We start from the raw sequence: 24386 nt of genomic DNA, 5'->3' as shown, positions 1-24386 counted from the left end.
ATCTCAGGATAGCGAGCAAGTCCTCCTCGCTAACGATCCCGCTCGGCCCTTGAGGACGGGAGGCAGTGTCATGAGTGAGCAGGACATCAAGTTTGAGAAGACCATTGACGCCGAGATCGACAGCGAGGTGGCGCTTGACTGGGACATCGAGTTCGACAAGGACGTCGAGGCTGATGTGAAGGTCGACTCTGACGTAGACCTGGATGGCAACTCGACCATGGTGACGGTCGATGCCGAGGCCTACGGCGACAACTCGCTTGTCGAGGTCGACACAGCGGTTCTGACGACCGACAAGCTGTCGCATGCTTCCGTTGCCGTCATCTCCGCTGTGAGCGAAGAGGCCAAGCCGCTCTTGATCGACTTCGAGGGGATTGCTCCCGAGGGAGGAACCGCCGAGATCCAGGACGGATACAAGGGCCTGAACTGGGATAATTTCTGGGCGCAAGACGACAGTCAGTTTGCCGCGAGTGGCTATAATAACGTCATCAACTCCCCAGACTCTGCGGGCTATGATGCGTTTGCGAATGGAGCTTCGTTCAGCTCCCCCGATCCCGACGAGGATTTCGATCTCGTGAGCGGCTACTTCGCGGCGGCTTGGAACAATGATCTCGTTGTGACAATCCAGGGTTTTGACGACGGTGTTCTCGTCGGCACCAAGGTTGTCACACTCGATCCGACCAAGACCTTCATCGAGTTCGGCGACGAGTTCGAGAGCATTGACGAGGTTCGCATCGATGGGGCGGGAGGAACCAACGCCGGACTAGACGGAGCTGGTGAGCACGTCGCCATGGATGACCTGCTGCTTCGTGTCCCGGTCGACTTCGCATAGCATTATGACAGAGCGGGTGACAGGCTCGCCTGTCCTCAACAGCGGCTCTCTCCTGGGGAGCCGCTTCTCCCGTTGATAGCGCGTGGCATTCCATAAAGACGCCTCTCGGAAATTCGCGCTCAACGGCTGGGGGACTGTTTTTCGGGTGCCGCTATCCGGACGAGTTCTTCTCGAACGAGTTGCGCGCTCTTGCGCCCGATACCTGGGAGCAGGTGGAGTTGGTCCGCAACAGCCCTGAGCCAGTCGATGTGCATGATACCCTGCGCGCGCAGCGCAACCCAAACGCTTTGGGGCAGACGCAGACCTGGGATATGTCCCTCGCGCCTAGAGCTGTAGTAAGCCTTGGCCATCTACCCTCACCTCCCTGGTTGACGGGCCTAGCCTTCGAAAGGGTCTCGAGTGCAATCTCCTCGGGCTGAGCGGGGGTGGCTCGGCGGTGACAGGCCACCGCCGAGCCTCGCCATGGTAGCTCGACGCCCTTCTCCCACGGCGGAGTCTATTTGTAGTCCTTGCTGCCGCTGTTGTCCCCAACACAGAAGGCGGAACAGGATCATCGGCAGGATGAGGTTCAGACATCGAAGGACGTATGGAAGGCAAAGCCTGGCGCGAGGTCGCCTTCCTTCTGCTGTTCCGTAGACAGTCTTTGCGGAATTGCGCCGTTTATTCCTCGTGCGACGGCTTAGGATCGGTGAACCGATGAGTTCGCCAAGCGGCCCGACCTTTTGGCGTGATGCGGTAGTGCTTGGCCTCTCGACCATTCCAAGCCGGCAACGTCACCCTTTCCAGGTATCCTCCTCGCACAAGCCTCACCACCCCGTCCTCAGGGTAACGACGCAAGGCTTGAGTGTGGCCGCGGACCTCCTCCGCGAGCACGCCGAGCAGATAGTAGTCCCGTTCCGTCAGTTGTATCTCGTGGTCGCTCACTTGGGGATCCTTGGAGGCCAGGGGGAATGACTGGCATCGGGAGGATCATATTGACACGATGAGGGAGAAACCTCCTGGCTCTAGACTTATGGCCCAGGAAAAGTTGGAGTAACGAGGGATGCTCAATCCGACGGGTAGCCATTGCACATATAGGCTTGGCGGAAACACAGGACACGCCTCAGCACTGCAGATGGCTGACACGGCCTCATGCATTCCGGTCGAGCGTCTCAATGAGGTCCGGAAGGCTTGCTCCAGGCTGCAGCACTTGATCCAGAACTACGGCGAGGCCTTGATGATGGCGCAGATCATTCAGCGGGTCTCGTGTAATGTCTTGCATCCGGTCGAGGCGCGCTGCCGCCGCTGGATCCTCAGCATGCAGGGGCGAATCACGGGAATATGCCTGGATGGGACTCCTAAAGGTCCAGGCAAAAAGAAAGCGCCCGTTGTCTCAGGGGCGCTGGGAGGTTCGACCCGTAGGGGCAAATCACAAGGTCGGTATGCCTCACGTACTCAGCCAGACCCGTGCTGTCAGTCGGGTGACAGACAATTCTGAAGAAATTCTGCTGACTATTTATGGGGCCGGTGAGTGCATTTGAGATGATGGTCAGGAACGGGAACTCTCGGGAGATCGACATCATCCGCATAGGCCCAACAAGAAGAACAAGACCTTTAGCCCCGTTTTTGAAGATACCCCTGCCACCCGTCATCCGGTGTACCTGGGCAACCGGAGCCCCTTGGGCAGACCAGGACGAGATTAAACGTAGCACTAGTGGCGTCAGGCAATGATTGTCTCGCCTGCCCCGAGATCTGAAATTTGCGGGACATCGAGTGAGGTGCCGGGTGTCTGATCCCTCCAACTGAGACTCATGGAATACTGCCAAGGCGGAGCCGCTGTCATGCCCTGTCGGCGAGATACTCAACGAAAATCCGTTGGTCCATCTCTTCACCGAGATAAGGGGATACACGGCGTGTGGTGCCTTGGTGCAGCGGTCGCTGAGATCCGCAATCGGCTCATATCGTAATTCGTAATTCGCAGAAGGCCATTTATCGAACAGCGATTAAGTTGTTAAGCTGGCGCTGGCCGATGGGGTTCTCGTTGCAAAGTTCTTCTGCCCCGTCAACGGCGGGCAGGAAATTCGCCGGATCAATCTCTGGCACTGGCAATGTCCCAGTCTCATCGACGCAGCTATCGCGGTTCCCGTCGAGGAAATACCGGCTGGAGCGGAGATCCATGATCAGGAACGGCTTCTGTTCGAGCATGTGGTCACAGGCCATATAGAACGCTGCCATGGCATGAGGGCCTGTGGAGGCGTTGGAATAGTATAGTCCCTTGATCAGTCTGCCGGTCGCCAGCACGTGGGGGTTGCTGCGTAGGATGAGACCGTGCAGGTCCGGCATGGGCTGCTGTCCTGATGAGCAGGATTGCGCTGACGCTACATGGTGGACCGGACGGGCCAGACAGACACCTGCGAGAAGCAAGAAAACCGGAAGGCAGAGTAGGACGGCAAGCATCACAGCCTCCTCTCCTGAGATTGCCGAATATACCTCCGCTCTGACCAGGAGTTAGTGTCTCACACACGCGGCGCATTTGGTGGGCTTATGGTCGGACTCCTGATCCGTCACTTTTTCCGAGATTTCCGAGGCATTACCCGATGCGCCGGTCCTCTGATTTTCGCGGAACGCCCGTCATGGAATTGGGCGGAAGATTATCCCTCCTGCCGTTCGATCATATCGGTGCATTGCTACTGTGGCGGAGCCGGGTGGGACTCGGGGACCTCTGGTGGGCTGACCTGAAAGATCACCAGCTTCACGGGTGTCTGCCCCTTGTTGGTGGCGCGGATGATAGTGTTGACCGGCTCGATCGCAGCCTGCCCCGCCTGGGTATGGACCGTCTCCCCATCCTTTCTTTCTACGGAAAGCGTGCCCTCCACCACGTAGACGATCGGGGGCGTGGGATGGGTATGCCACTGGCCGACTGCGCCCGGTTGGATGGTTGAGGTGCGAACCCGGACCTCAAGCTGCTCCTTGGTTGGCAGAGTCGGGGTGATCTGTTTCAGGACGAAGTTAGGACCAGGGGGTTGCGGTGCTGACTGCTGCGCCTGAGCAGTCGAGGCGACACATACAAAGGCGCATACGAGAACGATGCTCTTCATATCGCGCTCCTCCTCAAGGAGAGAAGCAAGTCTACCACAAAGCACGTGCCGGAGACAGGCTTCACGGGCTCCGTGAGCGGCTCTGCAGCGGCTGCACGGAGCTTCGGACTGCTCACCGCTGCATCAGGTCCAACACCAACAATTCCAGGCCCTGTTAGTTTGCCTGGTGGGGCTTCTTTGTGCCTCTGTCAGCCAAGTTTGGCTGTCTACGGCTTCGGTCGGAACGTTTCCCCTCAGAAGTGAGGTTCAGCGAAGGATGCTGGTGGGAGGAATAGTGTGAAGGAGGGTTCCTTCAGGGCGCACAACGTTGAGCCGCCATCCCGCCCATTCTCCGACGGCTCCACCGAACTCCTGTCGCATGTCATCGATGGCTTTTAACGCCTGGGCCTTCGTGACATCCAGGTTGGGGACTTCAACACCCACGTCATCCAGAATTGCAACGATCCCAACCGACAAACCGGCCTCTTATCCAAAGGCGCTCTGGCGTCTGAAGCGAGACGGTTACTTGGCACATCACGTGGAGCACCGGACGTCGAAATACCTCAACAACGTCATTGAGGCCGATTACGGAGCGATCGGGCGCGTGATCCGGCCGACCCGCGGGTTCCAGAACATGAATATGGCGGGCACCACGTCGAAGGGTTTCGAGATGATGCGCATGATCCGCCGTGGCCACTGCATCCTAACGCAGCCAGGAGCGGCAGGCGAAGTGCGTCTCGCTGACAAGCTGTTCGGTCTTGCCGCCTGACGAAGCACTCCGGGCTCGGATTGCTGTGCCTTAACTTGGATAAGGCAACAGAGCCGGCAGGGCAGTCAATGCGACGACGTCCCAGCGCTCAACTTTCCTGAGGGCGGTAATCGATGTCATCATTCGAAGCATGATGTAGTTGCTGTGTGATCAGACGACGCATTTCATCGACAAGATGATCCACAATCTGGTTCTTGGCAGATTGTGGCGGCTTGACCGCAAGGTATGAGATCGGAATCTCTGGGATGAAAGGCTTTTGCACGAGCTTTACTTCAGCTCCCATCACCGTCACGGGATCAACGATGGCTACACCGGTTCCGGAGGCAGCCAGATAGCAGCAGTTCAGCATGGAGGTTTCGACCGCGGTCGCCGTTGTTAGCTCTTTCCGGGCAAGAATGCGATCAAGTTCGACGCGCAACGGCGTCTTGCGTCCAGGAATAAGTACTCGGAAATTGCACAGATCCTCTATCGTCAGTTTCTCATGAGTGGCCAGTTCGTGGTCTGGTGCAACAGCCGCTACGGCGCGCGTGGTGTAAAGCGTTTCCACACTCGTGGTTGTTGAACGCGGCGAACCATAGATGAAGCCCAGATCATAGCGGTTGGCGGCCATCATTTCAGAAATATGACTGGTGCTTTCCACGTCGATGACGAGCGGAAGGTCCGCCTGCCTGCCCAGCACTCCTGAAATCACTTCATGCAGATAGGGTTTGACGAGCGATGGAACCGTGGCAATTCTCAGGACGATGTTCTTGTGCGACCGAATGTCGTCGGCAGCGCGCGCGATCTGATCGAGGCCGAGATACAGACGATCGACCTCACGGAAGAGCAAGATCGCTTCCGAGCTTGGAGTAAGGCGGCTGCCTTCGCGCTCGAAGAGCTTCAAGGCGACAGATGCCTCAAGATCACGGATGAGTCGGCTGACCGCGGGCTGCGTGACATTCATCATTTCCGCTGCAGGCGTGATCCCCCCAGTGACCATCACGCTGCGAAAAGCTTCTATCTGACGCGGATTCAAGCGAGCCAAGGCCTACTCCTCATAACATTCTGTTATGAAGTCAACAGCAAATGCGATTTTTAATCAACCGGGAAGCGCGATAGCGTGCCCTGCCGGTCGCGCAGCGGGAGCCAAAAGACTGCCGACGACTTGGCGGAGGAACCACCGGAAGGAGTTACCAGAGCCATGAGAACTTCCACTCTCGCTGCCCTTTTGGTGGCGTCGGTTGCTGGCGCACCTGCTGCTGCATGGAGCGCGGATCTGACAATCGGCCTTGCGGCCTCCACGACGTCGATGGACCCGCAGTTTTATGTGGTCGGCCCCAACAGCGCGATGGCCCGCAACATCTTCGACGGGCTGGTGAATCAGGATGGAAAGCAGCAGATCCAGCCAGCCCTCGCGGAATCCTGGACGATCGTTGACGATACCACCTGGGAATTCAAGCTGCGGCCGAACGTCAAATTCCATGATGGCAGCGATTTCAACGCTGATGACGTGATCGCGAGCATCAAGCGCGTGCCGCTGGCATCGCAGAACAGTCCGAGTTCCTTTGCCGCCTACGTCAAGGCTATCGTCGACGTGACGGCCGTCGATCCGCTGACGGTGCGCATAAAGACCGATGCGCCAACACCGCTTCTGCTCAACAATCTGAGCCGCATTGCCATAATGCCGGCGGAGCTCGAAAAGACCCCAACGCAGGAGCTGAATTCCGGCAAGGGCGTTATTGGCACCGGCCCGTTCAAATTCGCGTCCTGGACGCCGGACGACAATGTCGTTCTCGAACGCTTTGACGGCTATTGGGGCGAGAAGGCCCCTTGGGACAAAGTGACATTCCGGGTCTTCAAGAATAGCAGCGCCCGTGTCGCGGCGATGCTTTCGGGCGACGTCGACATGATTGAAAGCATCCCGACCGCCGACACGCGCAGTCTTGAGAAATCCGACACGCTGCATGTGGTCAACGTTCCCGGCAATCGTATCATGTACCTGCACATGGACCAGGGACGAGACGTGTCGCCCTTTGCCAAGGGCCCTGACGGCAAGAACCCGCTGCAGAAGCCGGAAGTTCGCAGGGCGCTGTCGATGTCGATCAACCGCGAGGCGCTTGTGGATCGCATCATGGACGGTCAGGGCGTGCCGGCCGGACAGCTCGTGCCGGAAGGCTACTTTGGCCATGATCCAAACATCAAGATTGATCCATATGATCCCGTGAAGGCTAAGGAGCTTCTCACAAAGGCGGGTTACCCGAACGGCTTCTCGCTGACCTTCCACGCTTCGAACGACCGCTATCCGAATGACGCCAAGCTCGCTCAGGCGATCGGCCAGATGTTCAGTCGGATCGGCGTCAAGACTGAGGTTGTGACGATGCCGGGAAGTGTCTACTTCACCCGAGCTTCGGCACTCGAATTCAGCTTGATTATGGGCGGCGCCGCTGTTGAGACGGGCGAGCCATCGGGTGTGCTTGGACCGCTTCTGGAGACCTACAGCGAGAAGGCGGGACAGGGCAATCGTGGCCGCTACTCTAACCCGGAATTCGACAAGACGCTGATCCAAGCACGCTCGACGCTCGATGCCGCCAAGCGCGAGCAATTGCTTCGATCGGCGACTGAAATCGCCATGAAGGATCTGGGCGTGATCCCGGTGTTCTTCCTCGCCAACACGTGGGCAATGAAGAAGAATTTCACCTATGAAGGTCGCTCGGACGGCTACACGCTGCCTTACTACGTGAAGCCTAGGTGATCGCCTGATTTCCGGCCTCTCTCATCGAATGCTCCAAAATGTCATTCAGCGGTGTGTTTCCCTACCTCGTGTCACCCGTCGACACATGCGGCACTGTACTGACCGGCGTGCTCTCGGATCTGGTCGAGCATCTCGTTGGAGCCGGGGTCCACGGGCTGGCGCCGCTCGGCAGCACCGGCGAGTTCGCCTACCTGTTGCGCGAGCAGCGGTATCAAGTTGTCGAAACTGTGCTCGCGGCCAATCGCGGCCGCGTGCCAGTTGTCGCGGGCGTTGCTTCGACCACCATCGCCGATGCGGTCGCGCAAACTGAGCGGCTGGTGGAAATGGGCGTCCATGGCATATTGGCTATTCTGGAAGCCTACTTCCCGATCAACGACGAGGGCGTCGAGGCCTATTTCACCGCGATTGCCACCGCGGCCAAGGGGCGTTCGGTCGTCCTCTACACGAATCCGCAGTTCCAGCGCTCCGATCTGACGCTGCCGGTTATCGAACGCCTGAGCAAAGTCGATAACATCCTCTATATCAAGGATGCCTCAACCAACACCGGGCGCCTTTTGTCGATCATCGAGCGCACCAAGGGGCGGATGGAGGTCTTCGCCGCCTCTGCCCATATCCCTGCCTGCGTGATGCTGATCGGTGGCGTTGGTTGGATGGCAGGTCCGGCCTGCATCGTTCCGCAGCAGAGCCTCGCGCTCTATCAAGCGGCAAAGGCCGGTGACTGGGCGAGGGCAATGGAGCTTCAGCGCCCGCTTTGGCGCGTCAACGAGATCTTCGCCAAGTATTCGATCGCTGCCTGTATCAAGGCAGCTCTCGATCTTCAGGGCTTCAAGGTCGGTGACCCGCTGCCGCCGCAGCGACCGCTGAACGAAGCAGCCCGCGCGGAAGTGGCCGACGTTCTCAAAAGCGTCGGCGCACTCTGAGCAACTTTTGTATCAATAATTGACAGTAACGGATCGATACCATGACGGCTCTCCCGATCATTATCGATTGCGATCCGGGTATCGACGACACAATCGCTCTCCTCGTCGCATTCGTCTCCCCCGAGTTCAATGTTCTCGGGATCACTCCGGTGTGTGGGAACCAGCCGCTTGAACGAACAATGCGCAATACCCTACAGATTTGCGAGCTGGGCGGGCGCAGCGATGTTCCGGTCTATGCAGGGTGCTTCCGGCCCCTGCTTCGCGACCCGATCCACGGCCAGTTCCACGGAAAGACGGGACTCGGCAACACCGTGCTTCCTGACCCAGTCAAAATGGCGGAGGAGAAATCTGCCGTCGATTTCATGATCGAGAGCTTTGAGGCCGCAGCCGTGAACGGGCAAAGGATCACCGTATGCTGCCTCGGCCCCCTAACCAATATAGCCGTCGCGCTGCGGATGAAGCCCACGATCGCCCATGGCATCGAACGCGTAGTGATGATGGGCGGAGCCTACCGCGAACCCGGCAACCGTACCATGACCTCCGAATTCAACGTGCTGGCTGATCCGCATGCCGCCCATATCGTCTTTTCAAGCGGCATCCCGATCGTGGCGCTGGCACTCGATGCTACGCATCAGGTGATCCTGACACCGAGCCACGTGACACGTTTTGCAGCAGTCAGTGGCCGCATCTCCAAGCCGCTCTCAGAACTGATGGCCTTTTGGGATCGTAATGATGTTCGGCGCTACGGTTCACGTGGCGGCCCGCTGCACGATCCGCTCGTGATCGCCTATCTTCTTGCGCCGCAGCTTTTCGAAGCGCAGAAGGCCCGCGTTTTCGTCGAGCACGAAAGTGAGCTCTGCATGGGGCAGACGATTGCCGATTGGTACGGTAAATCGGGGCTGGAGCCGAATGCCGATATCATTGTGAAGGTTAACGCCGATGGCGTCATTGACCTCTTCCTCGACCGGCTTTCACGTTATGCGCAGGAGCATGTGCAATGAGCCATCAGCGCATCATCATCGATACGGATCCCGGCGTTGACGACGCAGCCGCCATCCTGCTGGCGCTTGCTTCGCCTGAACTCGAGGTCCTGGGCATTTCGGTGGTCGGCGGCAACGTTCCGCTCGAGGCGACGGTCGCCAATGCCTGCAAGATCATGGCGCTTTCTAATCGCGCTGACGTGCCAATCTATGCCGGAGCGCCCGGTCCCCTGATCCGGGAGCAGGTCTATGGCAAATACGCCCATATTGGAGCCTTCAGTGACCAGCTCGTGCCGGCGACCGACATCAAGCCTGAGGCCGAGCATGCGGTAAGCTTTCTTATTCGGACGACGCGGAACGCGGCCGAAGTCGGCGATCCAATCACGATATGTGCGATCGGTCCGCTGACCAATATCGCGTTGGCGCTGGTACAGCATCCAGATGTCGCCCGAGGTATCAAGCAGATCGTCTCAATGGGGGGAGCCTTCACCGCGCTCGGACACCGCACGCCCTGGGCCGAGTTCAACATCTATGCCGATCCGCATGCGGCCGAGATTGTCTATGGATCGGGTGTCCCGCTTGTCATCATGCCGCTCGACACGACGTTCCAGGCACTCCTCACAAGGCAACACATCGAAGGGATTCAGGCGGCGGCCGGCGCGCCGGGCAGGGCGCTTGCCAACCTTCTCCTCGCCTTCGACCGCAGCGATATCGGCCGCTTCGGCAGGCCGGGTGGTCCTATCCATGACGCGACAACCATCGCATGGCTGCTGAAGCCGGAACTGTTTCAAGGACGCAAAGCCGCAATCGGCGTTCAGGTAACCGGCCGGACCGCCGGCTATACCTATGCCGACTATTATGGAAAGACCGACCGCCCCCCGACATCGACCATCATGCACAGTGTCGACGAGCAGGGATTCATCGATCTCCTTTTTGAGCGCCTCAATGTCTACAGCAGATCTAATGACGACCTTAGGGCGTTGGGAGGATAGAAATGGCAAGCTATGTTCTCAGCAGATCTCTCCAGACTGTCCTGACACTGTTCGTCATGTCGATCCTGGTGTTCACCGGCCTCTATTTGGTCGGCAATCCGGTGGACGTGCTGTTAAGCACAACCGCAACGCCGGCTGAACGCCTCGAGGTCATACAGGCGCTTGGACTCGATAAGCCGGTTTGGGAGCAATACTGGTTGTTTCTGGTCAAGGCACTCTCGGGCGATCTTGGGAACTCCTTTGTGTTCAACCAGCCCGCGCTGACGCTCATCCTGAGCCGTATGCCGGCGACGCTCGAACTTGCCTTTGTCGCGCTGGCGATGGCACTCGTCATCGGCGTCCCGCTTGGGGTCTACGCCGGGATCCGTCCTAAGGGACTAATCTCGAAATCGATCATGACATTCTCGATTTTGGGCTTCAGTCTGCCGACCTTCTGGATCGGTCTCGTCATGATCCTGCTCTTTAGCGTTCAGCTCGGTTGGCTTCCTGCCTCTGGCAGAGGCGAGACGACCGATCTGTTTGGTGTGCCAGTAAGCTTTCTCACCTGGGACGGGCTGTCGCACCTCATCCTGCCGGCCATCAATCTCGCGCTGTTCAAGATCTCGCTGGTGATCCGATTGACACGCACTGGTGTTATCGAATGCATGCAGCTTGACTTCGTTCGTTTTGCGCGCGCGAAAGGTTTGCCGGAAACTCGCATCGTGCTCGTCCACGTGCTGAAGAACACGCTCATCCCGCTGATTACGGTGGTCGGCCTCGAGCTCGGTTCGCTTATTGCCTTTGCCGTCGTGACTGAGACGATCTTCGCTTGGCCTGGCATGGGCAAGCTCATCATTGATGCAATTGGCAGGCTCGATCGACCCGTCATTTTGGCATATCTGATGATCACGGTCGTGATGTTCAGCCTCATCAACCTTCTGGTCGACATTCTCTACTCAATCGCTGACCCCCGTGTCCGTCTCGAAGGCAAACCCCAATGAGCACCGACATTCAGACCGACAATTCGGTCCACAACCGTACCACAGGCAATAAACCGGCCGCTCGCTCGCCTTTCCGCGAAACGATCTTTGCGCTGCTGCACGATAAACTCGCACTGACCGGTCTGATTATCATCGCCATTCTGCTTCTGGCCGCGGTCCTTGCGCCAATGATCGCGCCGCAGAACCCCTATGACCTGACACAACTAGACATTATGGACAATCGCCTGCCTCCGGGCTCGAGAAGCATGACCGGTGCCGTCTATCTGATAGGTACTGACGATCAGGGGCGCGATCTATTCAGCGCCATCCTTTACGGTCTGCGTACCAGCGTCATCGTTGGAATCTCGAGCGCGGCAATCGCTCTTGTCATCGGCGCCTCGATCGGCCTGATCAGCGCCTATGCTGGCGGCCGCACCGACTCTTTTCTGATGCGCATCGTCGATATTCAACTCAGCTTTCCGGCAATCCTGATCGCGCTGATCTTTCTCGCAATCTTCGGTCAAGGTATCGACAAGATCATTCTAGCCCTCGTTGTCACCCAATGGGCGTACTATGCCCGCACCATTCGTGGCTCGGCGCTCGTTGAGCGCCGACGCGCTTACGTCGACGCGGCCCGGAGTATGGCGCTGCCCGATCGCCGCATCGTGTTCCGGCATATCCTGCCGAACTGTCTACCGCCGCTGACAGTCGTGGCGACGATGCGGGTAGCCTACGCCATTATGCTTGAAGCAACGCTGTCGTTCCTCGGCATCGGCCTTCCGGTAACTGAGCCCTCGCTAGGCCTATTGATCTCGAACGGCTTCGAGTATCTGCTGTCCGGCGACTACTGGATCAGTTTCTTCCCAGGTCTGGCACTTCTGCTGCTGATCATTGGCATCAACCTCATCGGCGATGCGCTGCGCGACATCCTCAATCCCAGACGCGAGGGGTGAACCATGCCAAGGCCGGTTCTATCAATCTCCAATCTCAATACTTCGTTTCGCGTCGGTGGCGAATGGATGAACGTCGTACGTGACGTCAGTTTCGACATCGCGCCGAAAGAAACGGTCGCTGTTGTCGGCGAATCCGGTTCTGGCAAAAGCGTCACGGCGCTATCGATCATGCGGCTATTGTCACCTGCCAACTCGCGCGTCACCGGCAGGATGGACTTCGACGGGAAAAACCTGCTCGACCTGCCACTCGACGAGATGCAGAAAGTGCGTGGGAACCGCATCGGCATGATCTTCCAGGAGCCGATGACAAGCCTCAATCCCGTGCTGAAGATCGGGCGCCAGATCACCGAGGTGCTGGTTCAGCATCGCGGCATGTCGCACGCTGATGCGGAAGTGGAAGCCGTGCGGCTGCTCGACAGGGTTCGGATTCCATCCGCAAGGTCGCGTCTTAACGAATACCCAATGAGCTTCTCGGGCGGTATGCGCCAGCGGGTTGTCATCGCGGTCGCACTTGCCTGCAGCCCAAAGCTCCTGATTGCGGACGAGCCAACCACTGCGCTCGATGTGACGATTCAGGCGCAAATCCTGGAACTCATTAAGACGTTGCAGGAGGAGGAGGGCATGTCCGTTCTCTTCATCACTCACGATATGGGTGTCGTTGCCGAAATCTCGGATCGGGCGGTCGTCATGTATCGGGGCGAGGCCGTTGAAGCGGGCACAACCCAGGAGATCTTTGCAAACGCCAGACATCCCTATACCCGTGCGCTCCTTTCGGCCGTTCCTCAGCTCGGATCTATGACCGGAACGTCGAAACCGATGCGCTTTCCGCTGGTCGATCTGGCGACCGGCGAGGCGGCGCCGTTGAAGGAGACTGCTGATACAATCAAGACCGGACGCTACCCAATCCTCAAGGTTGAGAACCTGGTGACGCGATTTAATCTGAAATCGGGCCTTTTCGGCCGCGTCTCAGGGCGCGTCCACGCGGTCGAGAACGTATCCTTCAGCGTGCGCGAGGGTGAGACGCTGTCACTTGTTGGTGAATCCGGCTGTGGCAAATCAACCACGGGACGATCGATCATTCGTCTCACCGAAGCGAAGGAGGGCAAAATCGAGATCGCCGGAAAGGATGTGCGTCGCGCGCGCAAGTCGGATCTCGTCGCCATACGCCGCAATGCTCAGATGATTTTCCAGGATCCGTTCGATAGTCTCAATCCACGCGTTCGTGTCGGTTCTGCAATCGCCGAGCCTATACTTACGCACGGATTGGCGACTCAGAAGGAGGCGAGCGAGCGTGTCGCTGACCTGCTCGAACGCGTCGGCCTCTCGGCCGCGATGGCCGATCGTTTTCCGCATGAGTTTTCAGGTGGACAGCGCCAACGAATCTGCATTGCGCGTGCGCTTGCGCTTGAACCAAAACTGATTGTCGCAGATGAATCTGTTTCCGCGCTCGATGTCTCTGTCAAGGCTCAGGTCATTAACCTGATGCTCGACCTACAGGAGAAGCTTGGGCTCGCCTATCTCTTCATCTCGCATGACATGGCGGTCGTCGAGCGGATCAGCCATCGCGTTGCCGTGATGTACCTCGGCGAGATTGTTGAGATTGGCCCCCGCGCCTCACTGTTTGAGAATCCGCAGCATCCCTACACGAAGCGGCTGATGGCTGCAGTTCCGATTGCAGATCCTGTGCGACGCCATCTGCGTCGTATATCAAACGATGAAATCAGGAGCCCGGTTAGGCCTCCGGATTATGTCGCTCCAAAGCGAACCTACCGTGAGGTTTCGCCGGACCATTTCGTTCAGGTCAGCGATCCGTAGGGGTGGCCTTCCATGATTGCGGTTTTCGGCTCGCTGGACGTAGACTTCGTCTTTGACATGTCGGCGATCCCTCATTCTGGCCAGACTCTGCTCGCGCACGGGCTCCGCAGGAGGCGGATGGCTAGGGGCAAATCAAACCGTGGCCGCAGCGCGTGATGGTACCCAGGTGGCGATGGCCGGTGCTGGGGCGGCCGACGCTTTGCGCGATGTCGCGATGCATAATCTCACATTGGTTGGAATTGGCATTTCCCGTGTTCGGGCATCAACATTAGCGGCTGGTTGCGCGTCGATCATGATCGACCGTGTGAGCGCAACGTGATTGCGGCCGCGTTGGGCCAATGCAGATGCTCATGCAGAACAGATTGATGATGAACTCTTGCGCTCGACTCGGATCATTCCTCTCCAAGCGGAAACAGACCGGGGGACATAGCAGGTGTGCTGCGGCGGGCGTCACCCTCCAACAACTTGACGATGCCCGCTGGGTGTTATCTTGCCATCATCATCTGCCGATTCAAAAGGTCTGCTGCCCCCAGGAGGCCGGCATTTGGACCAAGGAGCGCCGGCTTCAGGGAGGGCCGGAGAAGCGCAGGGAAGTGCGATAGAGCTTTCTCGAGGCGGGAAAGATAGCCCGGCGCGAGGCCCACACCACCACCAATCACGATGACCTGCGGATCGATGACGGCCTGCAATCCTGACAGATATGCGGCGAGATGGTTGACCGAGCCGTTAATGATGCACTCGGCCCAACTCTCGCCTGCTGCAGCGGCAGCGAAAACGGCTCTGGCATCCGCCTCATGTCCGGCTTTACGGGCTGCGGCGGCAATGGCGAAACCGGAAGCCACCTCTTCTAAGGAGTGATATTGCATCCCGGACGTCGGCATGGGCATCTGACCGACATGTCCAGCAAGGCCGCTTGATCCGTGCAGGAGCTGTCCGCCGCTTACGATACCCCCGCCGATTCCGCTTGAAATGGTGAGGAAAAGAAGATTACGCCCCTGGCCGGCACCAAAGCGATATTCACCCCATGCGGCTGCCTGGGCGTCGTTGACCGCCACGACAGGTCCCGAAAAGAGCCCCTTCAGTCGCGACGCCAAATCGAAGCGTGCCGGAACAGGCAGTGTTGCCGGATTGACGGCAAACCACCGCCCTTCGCGCACGAGCCCGGTGACGGCAGCTGCAACACCGTCATATTGCCCGCGCCAGTCCTGCGCCATGTCGGCGATCGATTGCAGCCACACCTCCACGCCATCGGCCGGTCTTGTCGGGACCTGTCTTCGCGCGACGACGCCATTCCCCCGGACTAGCGCGACGGCTGTCTTGCTGCCGCCGATATCGATCGCGAGGACAGGTTGAGCGATCGCGGTTTCGGCTGCCATCGCATCCACAAACCAGCGTGTGATGTGCTCCGGTCGTGTGATCGCGGAACCAACGACGACGGCCGTGGCGCCGGCTCGAATGGCGGCCGCCGCGAGGCGTGGCTCGTTGTAGCGGCCTTCCGCGATGACAGGCTTGCCGAGATCACGGGCCTGGACCACCAGATCCATATCGGGCGCTCGGGGTGGCGGCTCCATGCCGGTATAGCCCGACATCGTCGTGCCTATAATGTCGACGCCAAGCCCGGCTGCACTCCTGGCTTCGGCAATCGTCGCGATGTCGGCCATTGCACGACGGCCTTGGGCATGCACCGCTTTGATTAGATCCTCGACTGGTACGGGCCGTGTTCGATCTGTAGCGTCAAAGGCAATGATTGTGGCGCCCGCCTCGGCCAGCGCTTTGACATCCTCGATCCAAGGGGTGATCCGGACTGGCGTATCGGCCAGGTCACGCTTCACGAGGCCGATGATCGGAATCGAACAGGCAGCGGCGACCGCGGCGACGTTCGAAACGCCTTCTATGCGCAAGGCCTTGGCACCAGCGTTCTGTGTCGCCAGCGCGAAGCGCACGACGGAGTCGGGATCATCAAACGGCCCACCCGGCACTGGTTGGCAGGATACGATGAGACCGCCTCGTATTGCGTCGATGAATGCGGCTCGCGGAGCCGCAAGATGCGATGTCATGATAGGTCCCGATCATCAATTCTGGCGCTGTCGGACGACACTCTATTCGAAGCTCGCACTGGGCAGTTGGACTTCACGTCGCTCGGCGCTGGCCTGATAGGCAGCCTCGATGCACGCGATGACATGGCGTCCATAGGTCCCGCTGACGGGGGAGGGCGCATCGTTCATGATGCTGGCGGCCATTGCCTGCCATTCGCGTGCAACGGCCTTGTCCATCCAGTCTGTCTCGATCGAGTCCGGAATCGGATTCCAGACAGCCCCCTGGCCCAGAGAGACGCCGTGATCGAAATCGATCCGGATGATGCCCTTTTCGCACACAAGGTCCATGGCAAACGATACCGCACCATCGCGGTAGCCAATGCTGGCGACTTGACCGATTCGGTCATTGGCGAAGCGCAGTCCGATCAGCGCCGAGTCGTCAGCCTCCTGATCGTGGAAATAGGTGCCAGTCATTGCGGTCACCCCGGTCACGGGCTGTCCCATGAGCCATATCAAGCGATCGAGCGCGTGGATACCCGCAGTCAACAGCATGCCGCCGCCTGAAGCCCGGTTGAGATGCCAGGAGCGGCGGTTGTCCTCCATCCAGAGCTTGATCATCCAGCTTGACCCTAGGATCGGCGCACCAAGTGTGCCCGACTCGACAATCTCCTTGGCTCTGAGACAGGGTAGGGCGAAATGCATGATATGTCCGATCATGAGCTTGATGTTGTTCGCGTCGGCGGCTGCCTGGATCCTGTCGCAGGCGGCCACGCTAGGCGCCATTGGCTTCTCGAGCAGGATGTGCTTGCCCGCTTGTGCGGCACCAATGGCGATCTCCTCGTGACGATGGTGTGGCGTCGCGATCAGAACGGCATCGATCTCCGGATCTTCGAGCAGAGCGCGCCAGTCGGAATAGCTCTTACCGCCATGTTCAGCCGCGAAGGCGGCTGCAGCGGCTCTGTCTTCCCGGCAGGAGGCGACGAGCCGGACCTCTTTCACCCTCGCCATGGCACGGGCGTGAACGGCACCAAAATGACCTGCCCCGATAATGCCTACTCCGATCATGAATTTGCCTTTTCATAGGCCATGTCGATGAGCTGCATGGCCGAATGGTAATCCTGGATCCCGACCGCCGGTGCTGCACCGGTGCGCATCCTGTTGAAGGTATCGGCCATGAACAGCCTGTAACGCGTGCTGGTGGGCTCAGGCGGCAGCGCGCGCACGCTCCCGTCGTCCAGGGTCGCGCATTGAGCCGTTTCTCCCCGATCGATGAGGTAGGCATTGCTGGTGGCGAGCCGCCACTCGAAATCCCCGCCGGGCGCCATCGATGCGTAAGTGTAGCCAGCCTCGATTGTGAAAAGCGTTCCGGCCTCATCCAGGAGCGCGACATGGGCATGATCCTCGACACGCTCGCGATGGATGCGGTTCCCGATCAAGGCCGAGACAACGCGCAATGCTCCCTGCGCAAGAGCGCGGGCCGCGTCGATGCCGTGAATGCCGAGATTGCGCAGCGCCCCGCCACCGCTAATGGCAGGGTCGAGCATCCAGCCGACGCCGTCGTCGCGGTAGCGTTGTGGCGGACCATTGACGATCCGAAAATGACCATGCGCGAGCTTTCCAAGGCGACCTTGGCCCTCAAGTCCGGCTATTTCCCGAAAGATCGGGCTGAAGCGGTTTGGCAGAGGCACGCCGACAAAGCTGCCGCGCCTAAGGGTCTCCTCCACGATCAGTGCCAAACTATGGGTCATGCTGGATGCCGGTTTCTCAAGGATCATGGGCACATCGGCGGCCATGACCTCTAAGGCAATCTCCAGCACGTTTGGAGGGGAGCCCATCAGGACCACGAGGTCGGGCCTCGCGGCGAGGGCTTGTCCCAAGCTCTGACAGGCAGAAAGTCCATGGAGCGCGGCAAAGGTCGCCCCGATATCGGCGTTCCGATCCCAGGTCGCGATGACCTCGCCGCCGGAAAACCGGATCGCGTCCAAGTGCATTCGTGCGTGCCAGTGGCTGACGCCCAGTAAAGCTACCCGCATAAGCCATGCCTCACCTACATCGCTTGCAGGATATCCTACAAGCTGATATGCTACAAGGCACTTGGCAGCTCGTCCGCTACGAATATGGTTCATGTCGCGGTGAGCAGGAGCAACCGATGTCCCGGATGAAAGCCATAAAGCCCGTGAGCAGGCCCCCCTTGCTGCATGTGACCGTGCAGGAGAGCCTGCGCAGCTACATCGAAGAAAATAAGCTCAAGGCCGGCGATCCTCTGCCTCCTGAGTCCTTTCTCGCCCAGCAGCTCGGCGTCAGCCGGAATTCGGTTCGGGAGGCCATCAAGGCCCTCGAATCCATCGGGATTCTTGAGACCCGGCGAGGTATCGGCGTGTTCGTGAAGGAATTTTCCTTCCAGCCGCTGCTCGATAATCTCGCCTACGGTCTCGGCGATAGCTTGCGGGATGTCGAGGAGCTTCGCGAATTGCGCCGCGTCCTCGAGGTAGGCCTCATTCACAAGACCGTCGAGATGGTCGGCGAGGAGGATCTCGCAGCTCTGCGCGAAGTTACGGAGCGGATGCGCCAGCGCGCCGAGCGTAATGAAAGCTTTGCCGAGGAGGACGAGCAGTTTCACCGGTTGCTGTTCCGCTGCCAGAACAACCGGATGCTGACCGGACTCATCGAGATCTTCTGGCGTGCATTCTACAAGGCCTCCAACTTCGCCAATCTCGCCAACTCCGATCCGCTCTCAACGTGGCGGGATCACCACGAAATCGTCGAGGCCGTTGCGGCGCGCGACGTGGAAAGAGCCCGCAAGAGGCTCGCTGAACATTACGAGGGGATTCTTCAGGTCATCGACAAGAACAGGCGGTCGATCTCCGCCTAACGGGAGGAAACGATGCAACTGAGAGCATTAAGACGGGCCTTCGCCGCTGCGGCGCTCCTCGGGGCGACTGCCCTGACATCGCCAGCGACAGCCCAGGAGCAGAAGACGATCACGGGCGGCTTCGACGTTGGTCCGGGCGGCTTCCAAGGCAACTTCAATCCGCTCGCAGCAACGGGCGGCTTTACCTGGCTCAATGTCTATTTCGAGCCATTGGTAAACTACAATGCCGATCTGACGGCGATCGAAGGGGCGCTGGCGACAGAGTATTCCATCAACCCGGACAAGACCGAGTACACGTTCAAGCTTGCCAAAGAGACTTGGCACGACGGCAAGCCGTTCACCTCCAAGGATGTGAAGTTCACCGTCGACCTCGCCAAGAACGGAGAAACCGGAACGGTATTCGCGGCCCGCCTCAATGCCATCTCGTCAGTCGAAATGCCCGACGAGCGCACCGCAGTCATCAAGCTCTCACGCCCCGATGCCGGCCTCCTCGCGACCCTGACCAAGCTCATGATACTGCCCGAGCATGCTCTTTCGGGCTTCACGCCGAAGGAGCTCGCGACCAGCACCTGGTGGGCGACGAATCCCATTGGCACCGGCCCGTTCAAGTTCAAGCAATACGTGACCGACCAATATGTCGAGCTGGTTGCCGATGAGGATTATCGCTTCGGCCGCCCAAAGTCCGACCGACTGATCAACCGCTACTTCAAGAACACTGCCGCCGCTGTCGCCGCCCTGCGCGCCGGCGAGATCCAGTTCACCTACGTCGAGTCCGATGACGTCCCGACTTTCAAGAACAACAACGCCTTCCGGTTGATCGAGGGCCAGTCCTTCGTCGTCAATTACCTGGGCTTCAACCAGCAGGTTCCGCTCTGGAAGGATATCCGCGTTCGCCAAGCAGTGATGCATGCCATCGACCGCCAGGCGATCATCGATAGCCTCTATAGCGGCGCTGCCACCGTGGCCAATTGCGGCTACGTCGCCAAGCATCTCGTTCCAGAAGGGCTCGATCCATACAAGTACGATCCGGCCAAGGCCAAGGCTCTGCTGGCCGATGCCGGCTGGGAAAAGATCAATGGCACTAAGCCGATTACCTGGCTAACCTATTACAACACGCCGCAGGCCGCCAATGTCATGGCCGCCGTGCAAGCCATGCTCGCGCAAGTTGGCATCAACGTGGTTCCACGGGCAGTCGACACACCGACCTACAACGGCATCATCTACGCTGCGAATCCGGATTTTAATCAGTTCCCGCTGGTTTACGCCGGGCTTCAGAACGGGCCCGATCCGTCGGGTCTCAACATCGGCCTGAATGCGGCGCAGAAGCCTCCCGCAGGAGCGAACTTCCTGCGCATCGACATGCCCGAGCTGACTAAAGCGCTGGATGCTGCACTTGCCGAGACCAATCCACAGCAGCTCACCACTCGCTACCAGGAGGTCTGCAAGGCGATGAACGCCAATCTCCCCTGGGCCACGATGTGGGTCGCCAATCGTTATGGCGTCGCCTCAACGAAGCTGAAGGATTTTGTCTGGATGCCTGCTCCGGCTGGCGGACCTTACAACGCCCATCCGGAGAAATGGTCGATCGACAAGTAAGCGGACCCTGCTGACACATCCTTGAGAAGGTGGCCCGGCCAGCTTCGGCTGCCTTCTTATTCAAGTGAGCATGCCCATGCTGACATACATCACTCGACGCCTTGCCACCGGCCTGCTGATGCTCGTCGCCTTGAGCATGCTCGTCTTCATACTGCTACGTCTGGCCCCCGGCGACCCGATTAGCGCCTATATCAATCCCAACGTTGCCATGTCCCAGGCCGAGATGGACGCGCTGCGTGCGCGTCTGGGCCTCGACCAGCCCCTCCCGATCCAGTATCTGGCGTGGCTTCGGGCCGCCGCCAGCGGCGATCTCGGCTTCTCGATCCAGCGCAACGGCGTGAAAGTCCTGCCTCTCGTGCTCGAGCGCATCGGACCGACCGTCTTGCTGATGGTGGCCGGGCTTGCGATTGCAATCGTGGTCGGCATCGCGGCTGGCATAGTCACCGCAGTGCAGCGGAATTCCGCGACCGATATCGGATTTTCCATCGCTGCCTTTTTCGGCATTTCGAGCCCAGCCTTTCTGACCGCTATCCTTGGGCTTTACCTGTTCTCCGTGGTTCTCCGCTGGTCACCTTCCGGGGGCATGCTGACCCCCGGTGCTCCATTTTCCATCGGCGATCTCCTTGCCCATCTCGTCCTGCCCGCCTGCCTTCTGTCGATCGGCCACGCGGCGCTGATCATGCGGTACATGCGCGCGTCGCTGCTCGAGGTTCTGAACCAGGACTACGTGCGCACCGCGCGCGCCAAGGGCGTCAAGGAGTTCTGGGTCATCATGAAGCACGCCGTGCGCAATGCCCTTCTCCCGGTCGTGACTCTCATCGGGTCGACCATCGGCATTGCGGTGGGCGGCGCCATCTTCATCGAAAGCGTCTTCAACTGGCCCGGCATGGGCCTGCTCCTGATCAATGCCGTCGATACCCGTGACTACCCGGTTATCATGGGGGCGACCTTGATCATCGGAGCCTGCGTCATCGTGGTCAATCTCCTGACCGACATCGCTTATGCAGCAATCGATCCACGCATCCAGGTGGCCTGACGATGAGTGCTTCCGCCACCACTGCATCCGCGGCCTCCCACAAAGGGCCGATCCTGCGAGCTCTGAGCCGGTTCGTCATGAACCACGTGGCCGTGACGGGGCTCGTTATCCTTCTCATCATCCTTCTGGCGGTCCTAACCTACCCGCTCTGGTGGACTTATTCCCCCAATCAAATTGACTTGCGGGCCCTCAATAAGGGACCTGGCGCAAGCCACTGGTTCGGCACGGACGGCGTCGGGCGCGACATCCTCGCGCGGCTGATGCAGGGCGGACGCATTTCGCTTCTTGTGGCGGTCATCTCGGTCGCGATTTCGATGGCCATAGGCTTTCTCGTCGGTGCCGTGTCATCCTTTGGCGGCCGTATTGTCGACGGCACCGTCATGCGCCTTGTCGATCTTGCCATGACACTGCCGCCAGTGATCTTCCTGCTTGTTCTCGCCTCGATCGCGGGCACGGGCATTCTGCCGACGATCCTCGTCATTTCGCTCCTGTCGTGGCCCGTTCTGTCGCGCATGGTGCGTGCTCGCCTGCTTGAACTGCGCGAGCGGGACTTCGTGATCGCCGCCCGCGGCATGGGAGCGGGCATGGCCCATCTGCTCTTCCGCCATGGCCTGCCGAACTGCATCGATATTCTGGTGGTCTACGCAACTCTTCAGGTCGCCAACGCCATTCTGCTGGAGGCGGGCCTGTCCTTCCTCGGGCTCGGCATCCCTCCGCCGGAAGCAAGCTGGGGCAACATGCTCAACGCGGCGCGATCAACGATCGTGATCGAGCAATATGCCTGGCAGTGGATGTTCCCGGGTGCGGCTCTCGTGATCACCGTGCTTGCAATCAATTTCGTCGGCGATGGCTTGCGTGACGCATTCGACCCTCGCTCCGATCTTCAATAACTCAACAGAAGGCTCGCTATGACCAACCTCCATGGTGTCGTTCCGCCCGTCGTGACTCCTCTCACCGAGAGTTTCGAGGTCGATTATCAATCCTATACCCAGGTCCTCGAGCACCTGATCGCAGGCGGCGTGCATGGCCTCTTCGTACTCGGTTCGACGAGCGAAGTGATCTTCCACGACGAAGTCACGCGGCGCAATATTCTCGAGCACACGGTCAAGGTTGTGAATGGACGCCTGCCGATCCTGGCCGGCGTCATCGACCCTACGACCGACCGGGTCATCGGGCATGCAAAAGCGGCGCAGTCGATCGGCGTCGATGCGGTTGTCGTAACCGCTCCCTTCTATACCCGAACCAGCCAGCCGGAGATCATGGATCATTTCCGTTACGTACGCGAGGCGCTCGACATCCCGGTGATTGCCTATGATATTCCCGTCTGCGTTCATGCTAAACTCGAGCGGAAGACAACGGTTGCGCTGGCTCGGGAAGGCACCATCGCCGGGCTTAAGGACTCGAGCGGTGATGACGGCAACTTCCGCTATTGCCTGCTCGACCTTGCCGACAAGCCCGACGTCTTTCTCATGACCGGTTCCGAAATCGTCGTCGATAGCGCCCTTCAGATGGGTGCGCATGGTGTCGTTCCGGGGCTGGCCAATGTGGACCCCCATGGCTATGTGCGCCTGTGGAATCATGCTCAGGCAGGTGACTGGAGCGCAGCGCGCCGGGAGCAGGAACGTCTCTGTCGGCTGTTCGAAATGGTCTGGGTTTCCCTGCCCCGCACCAGTGCCGGTTCGGCAGGGGTAGGCGCCTTCAAGACCGCGATGCGCCGCCTCGGTGTCATCGCGACCAACACGATGGCCCGACCGCAGCGTGCGCTCAATGCCGAGGAGACCGTGAGAATTGAAGAAATCATCCGCGCCGTTGGACTTTTGAACTGACGCCATGCACACCGCCCCGGTCCTCGACATCTCCAGTCTCAGAACGGTTTTCCGTATCGGCGGCCGCCAGGTGGCGGCCGTGCAGGACCTGGATCTGACCATTGCGCCGGGTGAAACCTTGGCGCTGGTGGGAGAATCCGGATCGGGCAAGTCCGTGACCAGCCTCTCGATCATGGGCCTTCTGCCGAGGAAGGTGGGGCAGGTGACGGAAGGCAGCATTCTGTTTCGCGGCAAGTCAGGTCAGGTACAGGATCTCACCCGTCTCGACGATGAAGGCCTGCGGCGCATCCGGGGCAACGATATTGCCATGGTTTTCCAGGAGCCCATGACGAGTCTCAACCCGGTTTACACCATCGGAGAACAGATTGCGGAGCCCATGCGGATTCATCTGGGATGCAGTCACAGAAAAGCGGCTGCCGCAGCGATCAAGCTTCTGGAGGATGTCGGCATTCCCGATCCCGAGCGCCGCGCAGGGCAATATCCTCATGAGCTTTCGGGCGGGATGCGCCAGCGCGCCACCATTGCCATGGCGCTCTCCTGCGATCCGGTGCTGCTCATCGCGGACGAGCCGACGACAGCGCTCGATGTGACGATTCAGGCCCAGATTCTCGATCTCCTGCAGAAGCTTCAGGACGAGCGAGGCATGGGCATTCTATTCGTCACCCACAACCTTGGGGTCGTAGCCGAGATCGCCGACCGGGTGGCCGTCATGTATGCGGGCCGCATCGTCGAGACCGGCACCGTTGCCGACGTCTTCACCCACCCACGCCATCCCTACACGGTCGGATTGATGCGCTCCGTTCCGAGGCTGGGAGAGGCAACAGAGTTGAGGCGCCGGGGAATTCCGCTGCCGACCATCGCGGGCTCCGTACCGAGCCTCGTGCATCTTCCCACAGGCTGCTCCTTTGCTCCGCGCTGCCCCTTGGCAATCGACGCGTGCCGGGCCGGCGTGCCGCCCTTGTATGAAACCGGCAATGGCCGAAAGAGCCGATGCATCAGATGGCAGGAGGTCTAGG

General features: G+C 59.5%; 23 protein-coding genes. 15 read left to right on the top strand and 8 right to left on the bottom strand.

Going from position 1 to position 24386, the window contains the following annotated elements:
* Window positions 1-70: 70 nt before the first annotated feature.
* Window positions 71-829 carry a hypothetical protein gene (locus tag AA309_RS20840; RefSeq protein ID WP_047190942.1) on the top strand — a complete coding sequence of 253 codons (759 nt, stop codon included), beginning with the start codon at window positions 71-73 and terminating at the stop codon, window positions 827-829.
* A gap of 660 nt (window positions 830-1489) precedes the next feature.
* On the opposite strand, the gene AA309_RS34510 is transcribed toward AA309_RS20840, so the two are convergent.
* The 4 genes from AA309_RS34510 to AA309_RS37805 form a co-directional block, all read right to left on the bottom strand.
* Window positions 1490-1753 carry a helix-turn-helix domain-containing protein gene (locus AA309_RS34510; RefSeq protein ID WP_150117670.1) on the bottom strand — a complete coding sequence of 88 codons (264 nt, stop codon included), beginning with the start codon at window positions 1751-1753 and terminating at the stop codon, window positions 1490-1492.
* A gap of 1044 nt (window positions 1754-2797) precedes the next feature.
* A complete protein-coding gene (locus AA309_RS20820) occupies window positions 2798-3151 on the bottom strand; it encodes a hypothetical protein (protein ID WP_150117669.1) in 354 nt (117 codons plus the stop codon).
* A 344-nt stretch (window positions 3152-3495) separates the two neighbouring features.
* Complete coding sequence (locus AA309_RS32305; RefSeq protein ID WP_052954895.1) at window positions 3496-3906, bottom strand: cupin domain-containing protein; 411 nt, start codon at window positions 3904-3906, stop codon at window positions 3496-3498.
* Window positions 3907-4152: 246 nt separating this feature from the next.
* Complete coding sequence (locus AA309_RS37805) at window positions 4153-4362, bottom strand: DUF6894 family protein (RefSeq protein ID WP_052954894.1); 210 nt, start codon at window positions 4360-4362, stop codon at window positions 4153-4155.
* Between AA309_RS37805 and AA309_RS33335 the strand changes: the two genes are divergently transcribed.
* Window positions 4265-4654 (top strand): DDE-type integrase/transposase/recombinase, encoded by a 390-nt coding sequence (locus AA309_RS33335; RefSeq protein WP_084731458.1) that lies wholly within the window; start codon window positions 4265-4267, stop codon window positions 4652-4654. The two genes, AA309_RS37805 and AA309_RS33335, sit on opposite strands and share 98 nt — an antisense overlap.
* 88 nt (window positions 4655-4742) lie before the next feature.
* Here the strand turns inward: AA309_RS33335 and AA309_RS20805 are convergent, their stop codons facing one another.
* The gene (locus AA309_RS20805) at window positions 4743-5678 is read right to left on the bottom strand and encodes a LysR substrate-binding domain-containing protein (protein ID WP_047190937.1); all 936 of its coding nucleotides are present in this window, start codon (window positions 5676-5678) and stop codon (window positions 4743-4745) included.
* A gap of 156 nt (window positions 5679-5834) precedes the next feature.
* Here AA309_RS20805 and AA309_RS20800 point away from each other — a divergent pair, with 156 nt between their 5' ends.
* The 7 genes from AA309_RS20800 to AA309_RS20770 are packed head-to-tail and all read left to right on the top strand — an operon-like array spanning window position 5835 to window position 14004.
* Window positions 5835-7385: an ABC transporter substrate-binding protein gene (locus tag AA309_RS20800; protein WP_047190936.1), complete on the top strand. Its 1551-nt coding sequence runs from the start codon at window positions 5835-5837 to the stop codon at window positions 7383-7385.
* 38 nt (window positions 7386-7423) lie between these two features.
* Window positions 7424-8305: a dihydrodipicolinate synthase family protein gene (locus tag AA309_RS20795; RefSeq protein ID WP_047190935.1), complete on the top strand. Its 882-nt coding sequence runs from the start codon at window positions 7424-7426 to the stop codon at window positions 8303-8305.
* A 41-nt stretch (window positions 8306-8346) separates the two neighbouring features.
* Window positions 8347-9306 (top strand): nucleoside hydrolase, encoded by a 960-nt coding sequence (locus AA309_RS20790; RefSeq protein WP_047190934.1) that lies wholly within the window; start codon window positions 8347-8349, stop codon window positions 9304-9306.
* Entirely contained in the window at window positions 9303-10277 is a 975-nt protein-coding gene (locus AA309_RS20785; protein WP_047190933.1) for a nucleoside hydrolase, read from the top strand. Before AA309_RS20790 ends, AA309_RS20785 begins: the two co-directional genes overlap by 4 nt.
* Window positions 10278-10279: 2 nt before the next feature.
* On the top strand, window positions 10280-11257 hold the full coding sequence (locus AA309_RS20780; RefSeq protein WP_047190932.1) for an ABC transporter permease: 978 nt from the start codon (window positions 10280-10282) through the stop codon (window positions 11255-11257).
* Window positions 11254-12189, top strand: coding sequence for an ABC transporter permease (locus AA309_RS20775; protein ID WP_047190931.1), 936 nt, complete (start codon window positions 11254-11256; stop codon window positions 12187-12189). The genes AA309_RS20780 and AA309_RS20775 overlap by 4 nt, the downstream gene beginning before the upstream one ends.
* 3 nt (window positions 12190-12192) lie before the next feature.
* Window positions 12193-14004 carry an ABC transporter ATP-binding protein gene (locus AA309_RS20770; RefSeq protein WP_047190930.1) on the top strand — a complete coding sequence of 604 codons (1812 nt, stop codon included), beginning with the start codon at window positions 12193-12195 and terminating at the stop codon, window positions 14002-14004.
* Window positions 14005-14489: 485 nt separating this feature from the next.
* On the opposite strand, the gene AA309_RS20765 is transcribed toward AA309_RS20770, so the two are convergent.
* Genes AA309_RS20765 through AA309_RS20755 form a run of 3 tightly spaced genes read right to left on the bottom strand, consistent with a single transcriptional unit; the run spans window position 14490 to window position 18073 of the window.
* Window positions 14490-16061, bottom strand: a complete 1572-nt coding sequence (locus tag AA309_RS20765; protein ID WP_047190929.1) for a putative N-acetylmannosamine-6-phosphate 2-epimerase — start codon at window positions 16059-16061, stop codon at window positions 14490-14492.
* 42 nt (window positions 16062-16103) lie between these two features.
* Window positions 16104-17105, bottom strand: a complete 1002-nt coding sequence (locus AA309_RS20760) for a Gfo/Idh/MocA family protein (RefSeq protein ID WP_047190928.1) — start codon at window positions 17103-17105, stop codon at window positions 16104-16106.
* Complete coding sequence (locus AA309_RS20755) at window positions 17102-18073, bottom strand: Gfo/Idh/MocA family protein (RefSeq protein ID WP_047190927.1); 972 nt, start codon at window positions 18071-18073, stop codon at window positions 17102-17104. The genes AA309_RS20760 and AA309_RS20755 overlap by 4 nt, the downstream gene beginning before the upstream one ends.
* A 116-nt stretch (window positions 18074-18189) precedes the next feature.
* On the opposite strand from AA309_RS20755, the gene AA309_RS20750 reads away from it, so the two are divergent.
* The 6 genes from AA309_RS20750 (at window position 18190) to AA309_RS20725 (ending at window position 24385) form a co-directional block, all read left to right on the top strand.
* The gene (locus AA309_RS20750; protein ID WP_425286895.1) at window positions 18190-18912 is read left to right on the top strand and encodes a FadR/GntR family transcriptional regulator; all 723 of its coding nucleotides are present in this window, start codon (window positions 18190-18192) and stop codon (window positions 18910-18912) included.
* Between the two features lie 12 nt (window positions 18913-18924).
* Window positions 18925-20508: an ABC transporter substrate-binding protein gene (locus tag AA309_RS20745; RefSeq protein ID WP_047190926.1), complete on the top strand. Its 1584-nt coding sequence runs from the start codon at window positions 18925-18927 to the stop codon at window positions 20506-20508.
* Between the two features lie 76 nt (window positions 20509-20584).
* A complete protein-coding gene (locus tag AA309_RS20740; RefSeq protein WP_047190998.1) occupies window positions 20585-21544 on the top strand; it encodes an ABC transporter permease in 960 nt (319 codons plus the stop codon).
* A gap of 2 nt (window positions 21545-21546) precedes the next feature.
* Window positions 21547-22434 carry an ABC transporter permease gene (locus tag AA309_RS20735; protein ID WP_047190925.1) on the top strand — a complete coding sequence of 296 codons (888 nt, stop codon included), beginning with the start codon at window positions 21547-21549 and terminating at the stop codon, window positions 22432-22434.
* A gap of 18 nt (window positions 22435-22452) precedes the next feature.
* Window positions 22453-23370 (top strand): dihydrodipicolinate synthase family protein, encoded by a 918-nt coding sequence (locus AA309_RS20730; protein ID WP_047190924.1) that lies wholly within the window; start codon window positions 22453-22455, stop codon window positions 23368-23370.
* Between the two features lie 4 nt (window positions 23371-23374).
* Complete coding sequence (locus AA309_RS20725) at window positions 23375-24385, top strand: ABC transporter ATP-binding protein (protein WP_047190923.1); 1011 nt, start codon at window positions 23375-23377, stop codon at window positions 24383-24385.
* Window position 24386: the final 1 nt, after the last annotated feature.

This window comes from Microvirga vignae, assembly GCF_001017175.1.
GTDB classification, from domain to species: domain Bacteria; phylum Pseudomonadota; class Alphaproteobacteria; order Rhizobiales; family Beijerinckiaceae; genus Microvirga; species Microvirga vignae.
Note: the sequence above shows the minus strand (reverse complement) of the source record. Positions and strands in the feature narration are given on the sequence as shown.